This is a genomic window from Bacillus sp. FSL K6-2819, assembly GCF_038008305.1.
Lineage (GTDB): Bacteria > Bacillota > Bacilli > Bacillales > Bacillaceae > Bacillus > Bacillus amyloliquefaciens.
Genome location: NZ_JBBOYV010000002.1, coordinates 1 through 6,990, shown reverse-complemented (window position 1 = coordinate 6,990; position 6,990 = coordinate 1). Strand labels below are relative to the sequence as shown.

The window sequence follows — 6,990 nt, the reverse complement described above, 5'->3', positions numbered from 1 at the left end:
CCCCCCGATTCTTCGGGGGGCTCCCTCGCCGGTTGGCGTCAAACAAACGGGTTTGTTTGAGTGCTGAAAGGGTTCGGGTGGCGCTGAGTGAGTCAACTCCTTAATCCTCCCTACGGTCCGGTTACCGTTGACTCACGCCAAAATCGCCCGCTTTCCCATTTAGAGATAAGACAGCTCCAGCGCTTTTCGGATGTATTCTTCTTTCTGTGATTTCTCCATGAAACCGCCTTTCTAAAAGCTTTTCCTCTTCTTCAGTCAGCACTAAGCCCTCAAAGCAAAGGGTTGCTCTTACATATCTCATTCCTGTTTCAAAATCACTCATTGGCACTCCCCCATAAACTAAATACAGTCCCAACCTGATAAAAGAACGGAACAGCTTTCTTTTTAAATGGCTCTAAATAAAGGGCTTTGCCCTCACTATAGCGAACCCTTTTTACGAGGTGATACGTTATGGATATGGGAATCAAATTATCATCAAAGGACGTCGCAAAACACCTCGGTATAGAGCCAGTAACTGTCCGCAAGTATGCCAGTATGCTTGAAGAACAAGGCTACTCGTTCAATAAAGATTCGAAAGGATGGCGACTCTATACCGAGGATGACGTAAAGACTTTAGAGTATCTATGTACAATGACTAAGATCAATGGACACTCACTCGACGAAACGGTAAAGCACATAGCAAGCTTATATCGTTCTAAACTGACCATATCGGATACCGCTACATCGCTACAGGACAATCCTTTAGTCGAATTCATGAAACGACAGGAAGAATTCAACCGCCACATGGCAGAACGGATGGAACGATTCGAAAAAAGACAGCAAGAAAGGCACGAGACACTCACTGCCGCATTACGGGAGTCGCTAGAGACACAAAGAATGATCGCAGCCACTAAACAAAAAAAGTGGTGGCAATTTTGGAAGAACAGCTAATACCACCAACAGTCACCGCTCTAATTCATGGTCCTTGTATTTATTTGCTTCTCTAGGCATTCCAGCCGTACGGAAAAACGATGCCGCTAATTTCCGCACCCTTGGCAACTTTTCTTTAGCCCACTGCACCATTTTGTCTTTCCACTGTTCCAGTACGGCCACCCGCTCTCTTAGCGTCTTGTTTTCCTCGTTCAGCGACTTAAATTCCTTATTCTGCTCTTTGGCGAAGTTCAGCAGCTCACTATACCTGCCTCTTTCTGTTTTAAGGGTTTTTTTCGTTTCGGCGTGCTTTTTGACCTCATTGTCTTTTTGAGCGCTCAGAGACAGCGTCAGCCGCTTTAAATCATTATTCTCCGTTCTCAGCTCGCTGTTTTCTGTTTTCAAAGCCGACAGCTCTTCTTTCACTTCCTGACGGAGTTCTTCCCGCTGCTCTTCCGTAAATTCTTTAGTCAGCTTACGCCGCATCCCCCTTTTTGCTTTTTCGACCTCCTCGTTCATTGCCTTCTGCAAATCCGAGAGCATCTTATCTTTCGAATCTGCCCGCTCCCTTTCTTCGACGGCTATGGACTTCCACCGTTCCTTCTCTTCCGTTTCCGCTTCAAGTTGCCGCGACAATTGCGCCGCCATTTTCCCTTGATCTTCCGCATAAGCATACAAATTTTCAAGTTCATGCTGCGGCACAGACACCTTGTCTTTTTTGAAAAGACCGGCTTTTTCATACTCAATGGTCGGGATCCTCTGCTCTTGCATTTTGGCGGTCAGCGCTTCTTTTTTGACGGAAACCACTGATTCGACCGCTCGGTTCTGCTGTTCCAATTCCGCTTTCCGTTTTTCCTTCAAAGCGATCTCAGCGTTCAGCCGCTCAAGCTCCGCTTTCCGCTGATTGATTTTGTACTGGTGAACATTTTCATGCTTCTTTTCGCTTGGTTCTCCCCGCTCCAAGTCAAAACCGCTCTTCACCATATGCCGGTGAAAATCATCCTGAATAGCTTTCATCTTCAGCTTGCCGTTAAAGAAATCTTTAGCAGAAAGCCGGCCGTCCTCGGTGATCGGCACAATCCCGACATGCATGTGCGGGGTCGCTTCATCCATATGTACCGTGGCATACAACATATTTTCCGCAGTGTATTTCTCTTTCAGATGATCCACCGCCGCTTCAAAATAGCGCCGCTGCTCCGTCTCGCTCAATCCGTTCATGTAGTCAGGACTGGCCGTAATCAAAAACTCACTCACTAAAACGGCATCGTCCCGCACTTTCCGTTTGACCCTGCCCTCAATTTTTTCACGAACCGCCTGTGCGTAGCTGATCGGTTGACCGTTAACAAGATCATAATTGAGATGCGACCGGCCACGATCAATGTTTTCATTTTTGCTTTTTTGAAACTCCCGCTGATTGTGTTTTTGCGTCCCATTCAGTCTATCTTTCTTGTATTTTTCCATCCTGATAACCGCATAATTTGCCACACGAACCCCCCCAATATATACCACTCTATTAGGGTTATGGTAACACAAAATTTTAGTTTTGGTGTAACGCACTACACCAAATTATGCCCATGGCAAATTTGGACGTGCGACCTGCGGTGCTGGTGGCTCTCTCATTCTCGCTATCGCATCGAAAGTTCGTGCCACTTGTCGGCTGTCTGCCGACCCGACTTTTCCGCCGATGAGAGATCGGCAGAAAATCGGAAAAACCCTTGCTGCTCTCGCAGCATTTGACACACATGAACAATTTGTTCTATGTGTCAAATTTTCAATAAGAGAAAGTATGCTGTGAAACCGTGCATCTACTTTCTCATTTTATAAGGATCTTCCCCATAGAGGTACACCGTCAGGAAAATGCGGATTTACAACGCTAAGCCTATTTTCCTGACGGTACCCCTTTATGTACATAATATCCTCTCACAATGTTAGTTTACAGTTAGCATTACAAAATTATGGTATTGTTATTCATAATTATTTATGTTGGTTATAGTAAACATGTTATTACAAAGATTGACCAAATAATCTTTTGTTAATTGCAAAACAAAAAAGACAAGTTATTTAACCTGTCTTTCTCTTTCGATGAATTAATTACAATTTAGGTACTATAATGATTATTTATTAGCTTATATAAAGCCTATGATCCTTATCAGATTTATAAAAAGCTTTTCTTAATATTATCTGTTAACTCAGAAATGACCTTTTTCTTTTGTTGTTCAGGTGAATGAATAGTTAAAATTATCAAATCCACCAAATCAGGACTTTCTTTAGCTAATTCCTGCATGTAGTCATACCCGAAATCTTTCATGACCAGTAGCAATTTACTCATGTTACTGGAAACTTACATCTATCTTCTTTTTTACGTCCTTCGCCACTTTTGGCATTGTTATTTCAAGTATTCCATTTTTGTACGTAGCTTTAACCCCATCATGTGAAACGGGGCTTGGAAGTGTTATCATACGTTGAAAACGACCTGTATAGCGTTCCTTTTTTAACATATTTTCTTCTTTTATTTCATTGGTACGCTTGATAGAACCACTAATGCTTAATCTGTTATTTTGTATATCAATATCTACATCTTCTTTCTTTTCAAGACCAGGTAAATCACATGTTGCCACAACCTCATTCTCAGTTTCATGAACATCAACTCGAATCCCACCTATACCATGTTCATTGTCAAACGAAATTGGTAATTCCGAAAAGAAACGATCGAATTCTCTTCTCATATTTGATAATTGTCTAAATGGATCATAAGGTACTAATGACATATTCAATCCTCCTTGGTTATTTTCAAAGATATTATTCCAATTTTGTATACGTTTATTCATAAATCCTTTACTTTACGTTCTGTACAAATGGATTCGTATCTGTACCAATTTTTAGAGTGTTTCTTATGGTGAATCCACCTCGTGATTCTGGCAAGTGAAAATATTACCTCACCTTGCTTCTTCTGCTTAGAGTTGGAGAAGCAGGTTTTTGTTTCCCAAAAATAGTTTAACGTTGTAAATCCGCATTTTCCTGACGGAACCCCATAGAGGACAAAGGCATAAAAAAAGAGAGAAGAAGATTAATCTTCTTCTCTCTTTTTTTTATGCCTTTTCCATAACTCATCAAGAATAAAAGCAACGATGATAACAACAACTAAAACTATTAATGTCACAGTAAAAGAAAAATGTTCTCTCACACTTACCATTAATAATGCCCCTAAAGCTCCAAACACAAAACTCATTAGTAATTTCACTGTGAAATTCATACCCTTCTTAATTTTCTCTTAATTTAATTCAAAATTTAAACAAAAAATCCCAATAAGAGGTATATTATATACGGGCCCATATAACCAAAGAAGGGATGTTTTTTAATTGAATGGTAGCATAAAAATTGTATTAGCTTTAGTAATGTCTTTAGTTTTATTGATTCCTACGAACAGTATACTTGCTGCTCAACAAAATAACAATGAACAGAGTAAAGATATAACAACACCAATAGTTCCAACCACTTTTTCTCAAAATGATATTACAACTTGTTCTTCAAACAAAACTAAACAGTCTAATCAAAATATAACTATCCAACAGATTCCTGGCGACTATTTAAATTCATGCAAAATTGTCGCTACTAAAAAGTATGATAATGTGAAATATACAGAATGGGAAAATAAAATTATTCCAGCAATTGGAGGTGGCATAGTTGGAGTTATAGGAAACTATCTTGCTCCAGGAGCATTAAAAGCTTTTGTTTTCGGAGCAATGACAACAGTATATGTAAACTATCCTAAAAGCAAACCAGTTTATGTAACTATTCAACACAGACAATGTAAAGATTCCCTAGGTTATCATAGACAATTAATCATAAAAACCTACAAAGATAAAAAACGAAAAAATCAAATTTCAACACAATACAAATGGGTTAGTTAAAAAAAGCAGAGCTGATCTGGTCTGCTTTTATTTGAATACTCGGAGGTTAGGTTATTTTAAGAATTAACGTTGAGCTCTTTTCTTCTTTCTTACAAAGCGAACAATCAAGAATATAACCAATCCCAATAAACCAAAATTAAATAATTGCCAAAGTAATGTACTCGTAGCTATGCTCATGGGAACCCTCCAATTTTTCAGTCACTTTTATGCCTATTTTACCACATGTTGTAATTTTAACATCAAATAAAAAAGCAGAACCAAACGGTCTGCTTTTATTTGATTATGTAATTTTTAATGCCTGGATGCCAGTAAGCCATAACTTCAAATGCTTCGTTCGCCACCTCGTCATCTTCTTCCTCAATCTTGACGAGATCGCCGTCCTCCGCATCACCGAGGTTCAGCTCCTTATGAATTTCCTTCAAAATGCCGCCGTACCCAATAAGACGGCGGGCGGAAAGCGCATCATCCAAGTAAAACACCGTGTTCAAATTGTCATCCGTCACCTTGCTGCCACGCATCACATCCGTATCCTTGACTGGATATTTTGAAATCTCCAGAACGGCTTTGTGCTCCATCATGGCTTCCCGCACATCGCTCTCGATCTGTTCGGCATCAATGTTAGCTTTTCCTTTAACCCTGCGTATGTCAACGATCGGCGTGTAATCCAGTTTCATCGCCCTTTTCCAAAGACTTGTCCAGTCCGCCTGTTTGATGTAATTCTTTCCCGTGAAATAGCTTTTCTTTACAGGTAAAAGCACATGAAAATGAGGATGATATGTATCTTCTTCATGATTTTTTGTTATCTCTAAAGCTCTAAAATAACCAAGAATCGCTTTATCAACTCTTTTATATTTCATCAACCGATTGAATCCCTTCATCATGTCAGAGATCGCAGGTTTCAAACCGTCCCCTTCAACATTTCGGACTGTCAGCGTGAGAAAAATCCATCTACAGCCGTACTGACGATTGGCTTCCTCAACAATCAATTTGTTATGATAAGCAATTTTTAACGACCTGCGCCAAGCACACATCGGGCATAACCTCACTTTGCAAAAATGGGCTTGATACAGCTTTAGTTTATCCGTCTCCGGATCTCTTTTAAACGAAAGACACTCTGCACAACCATTCAGCTTTTCAGCCTTCTTGCCATAGTAAGGTGCTCCAATTTTGGTCTGTAATGCTTCGTAATGCTCCGCCATAAGATTTGCCCGTCTCTTTTTTCCTTTCCAATCCCGCTTTTTACCTGTTGCGGTCTTGTCCTCAAGGATGCTATAATTATGTTCAACTGAATTCAAACGAAACGAAACTCCTTTCTGTGCTAGTAATCTAGCGTTCTATTATTTTTGGTGGTACTTAAATAATAGCAGAAGGAGTTTTGTGCTGTCAAAATACTTTAAAACCCTTGACAGACAAGGGCTAAGCCTGATTTTTTGAAATCTTGTTGTTTCTATATAGTATCAAGATAAGAAAAGACCCGATTTTGGCTATGCCAAAATCGCAAAAAAGCCCGCTGAAAACAGCAGGCTTTTTTAAAAACCCAAAAACCTCAAAACCCAAAGATTAAAACCGTTCTTCCCCCGTAGGGGGGAGATTTTGAGGCGTTATCATGAAAAAACGTACAGTCTTAATTACCACTGCTATTCTTGGATTGCTTCTTGTATCCGGCGGACATGATTTCGGAACAAAAGAGAATGGATATTTCGGCATATCAAAAGATTTCCAAACAGCAGAAAATGGAGCATTAGGCTAAAAATAAATGGCGGACTCCCCAGAGTCTGCTTTTTTTATTTTTAGATGCATTAAAGCCCGTATATGCGTTTTTAAGGACGTTCCCTTGTATAAGGTCAGTTTTTTTATTAAAAGCCCTCAGAAACGAATCTGAGCATTTTCAGAGGCATTTCTCATTTCATCTCTCATGTTAGTATTAATAAAAACCCGGAGGAACCAAAATTGAAAATCGAAACACTCTCTGAAGCAAAAAAGAAAATGAAAGAACTACTTTCTGATCCGCAGCTCAACTTACCGCAGCATTATCCGGAACGAAGCCTCAAAGGAATCATTTTGCTCGATCAAAACAACGAGTTACACAAAGAATTAAAGTGACTTCATTGGGCTTTGCCCAAACCCACCAACGGACGGCCGTTGGATGCCAATATTTCAATCCCCCCAC

General features: G+C 39.9%; 10 protein-coding genes. 4 read left to right on the top strand and 6 right to left on the bottom strand.

Annotation, left to right across the window (positions count from 1 at the left end; all coding sequences use genetic code 11):
• Positions 1-121 precede the first annotated feature (121 nt).
• The gene (locus MHH91_RS20740) at positions 122-322 is read right to left on the bottom strand and encodes a hypothetical protein (protein ID WP_167562334.1); all 201 of its coding nucleotides are present in this window, start codon (positions 320-322) and stop codon (positions 122-124) included.
• A 128-nt stretch (positions 323-450) separates the two neighbouring features.
• Between MHH91_RS20740 and MHH91_RS20735 the strand changes: the two genes are divergently transcribed.
• Positions 451-930 carry a DUF3967 domain-containing protein gene (locus MHH91_RS20735; protein WP_198698998.1) on the top strand — a complete coding sequence of 160 codons (480 nt, stop codon included), beginning with the start codon at positions 451-453 and terminating at the stop codon, positions 928-930.
• Positions 931-942: 12 nt separating this feature from the next.
• Here MHH91_RS20735 and mobV read toward each other — a convergent pair whose 3' ends face one another.
• The 4 genes from mobV to MHH91_RS20715 form a co-directional block, all read right to left on the bottom strand.
• On the bottom strand, positions 943-2,394 hold the full coding sequence (gene mobV, locus MHH91_RS20730; RefSeq protein WP_198698999.1) for a MobV family relaxase: 1,452 nt from the start codon (positions 2,392-2,394) through the stop codon (positions 943-945).
• Between the two features lie 670 nt (positions 2,395-3,064).
• Positions 3,065-3,193, bottom strand: coding sequence for a hypothetical protein (locus MHH91_RS20725; protein WP_255452039.1), 129 nt, complete (start codon positions 3,191-3,193; stop codon positions 3,065-3,067).
• Positions 3,194-3,239: 46 nt separating this feature from the next.
• The gene (locus MHH91_RS20720) at positions 3,240-3,677 is read right to left on the bottom strand and encodes an Hsp20/alpha crystallin family protein (RefSeq protein ID WP_010891078.1); all 438 of its coding nucleotides are present in this window, start codon (positions 3,675-3,677) and stop codon (positions 3,240-3,242) included.
• A gap of 299 nt (positions 3,678-3,976) precedes the next feature.
• Positions 3,977-4,150 (bottom strand): hypothetical protein, encoded by a 174-nt coding sequence (locus tag MHH91_RS20715; protein ID WP_163189873.1) that lies wholly within the window; start codon positions 4,148-4,150, stop codon positions 3,977-3,979.
• Between the two features lie 118 nt (positions 4,151-4,268).
• Between MHH91_RS20715 and MHH91_RS20710 the strand changes: the two genes are divergently transcribed.
• Positions 4,269-4,820, top strand: coding sequence for a hypothetical protein (locus MHH91_RS20710; RefSeq protein ID WP_222885149.1), 552 nt, complete (start codon positions 4,269-4,271; stop codon positions 4,818-4,820).
• Between the two features lie 272 nt (positions 4,821-5,092).
• On the opposite strand, the gene MHH91_RS20705 is transcribed toward MHH91_RS20710, so the two are convergent.
• A complete protein-coding gene (locus MHH91_RS20705) occupies positions 5,093-6,115 on the bottom strand; it encodes a protein rep (RefSeq protein ID WP_103330595.1) in 1,023 nt (340 codons plus the stop codon).
• Between the two features lie 311 nt (positions 6,116-6,426).
• Between MHH91_RS20705 and MHH91_RS20700 the strand changes: the two genes are divergently transcribed.
• Together MHH91_RS20700 and MHH91_RS20695 are read left to right on the top strand one after the other, a co-directional pair.
• Positions 6,427-6,570, top strand: coding sequence for a hypothetical protein (locus MHH91_RS20700; protein WP_167562335.1), 144 nt, complete (start codon positions 6,427-6,429; stop codon positions 6,568-6,570).
• 200 nt (positions 6,571-6,770) lie between these two features.
• Positions 6,771-6,923: a hypothetical protein gene (locus MHH91_RS20695; protein WP_167562336.1), complete on the top strand. Its 153-nt coding sequence runs from the start codon at positions 6,771-6,773 to the stop codon at positions 6,921-6,923.
• Positions 6,924-6,990 lie beyond the last annotated feature (67 nt).

What these genes read in the sequence shown, in the direction of transcription:
- MHH91_RS20740 (WP_167562334.1), bottom strand. Translation starts at nt 322, where the DNA reads ATGAGTGATTTTGAAACAGGAATGAGATATGTAAGAGCAACCCTTTGC.
- MHH91_RS20735 (WP_198698998.1), top strand. Translation starts at nt 451, where the DNA reads ATGGATATGGGAATCAAATTATCATCAAAGGACGTCGCAAAACACCTC.
- MHH91_RS20725 (WP_255452039.1), bottom strand. Translation starts at nt 3,193, where the DNA reads ATGCAGGAATTAGCTAAAGAAAGTCCTGATTTGGTGGATTTGATAATT.
- MHH91_RS20720 (WP_010891078.1), bottom strand. Translation starts at nt 3,677, where the DNA reads ATGTCATTAGTACCTTATGATCCATTTAGACAATTATCAAATATGAGA.
- MHH91_RS20700 (WP_167562335.1), top strand. Translation starts at nt 6,427, where the DNA reads ATGAAAAAACGTACAGTCTTAATTACCACTGCTATTCTTGGATTGCTT.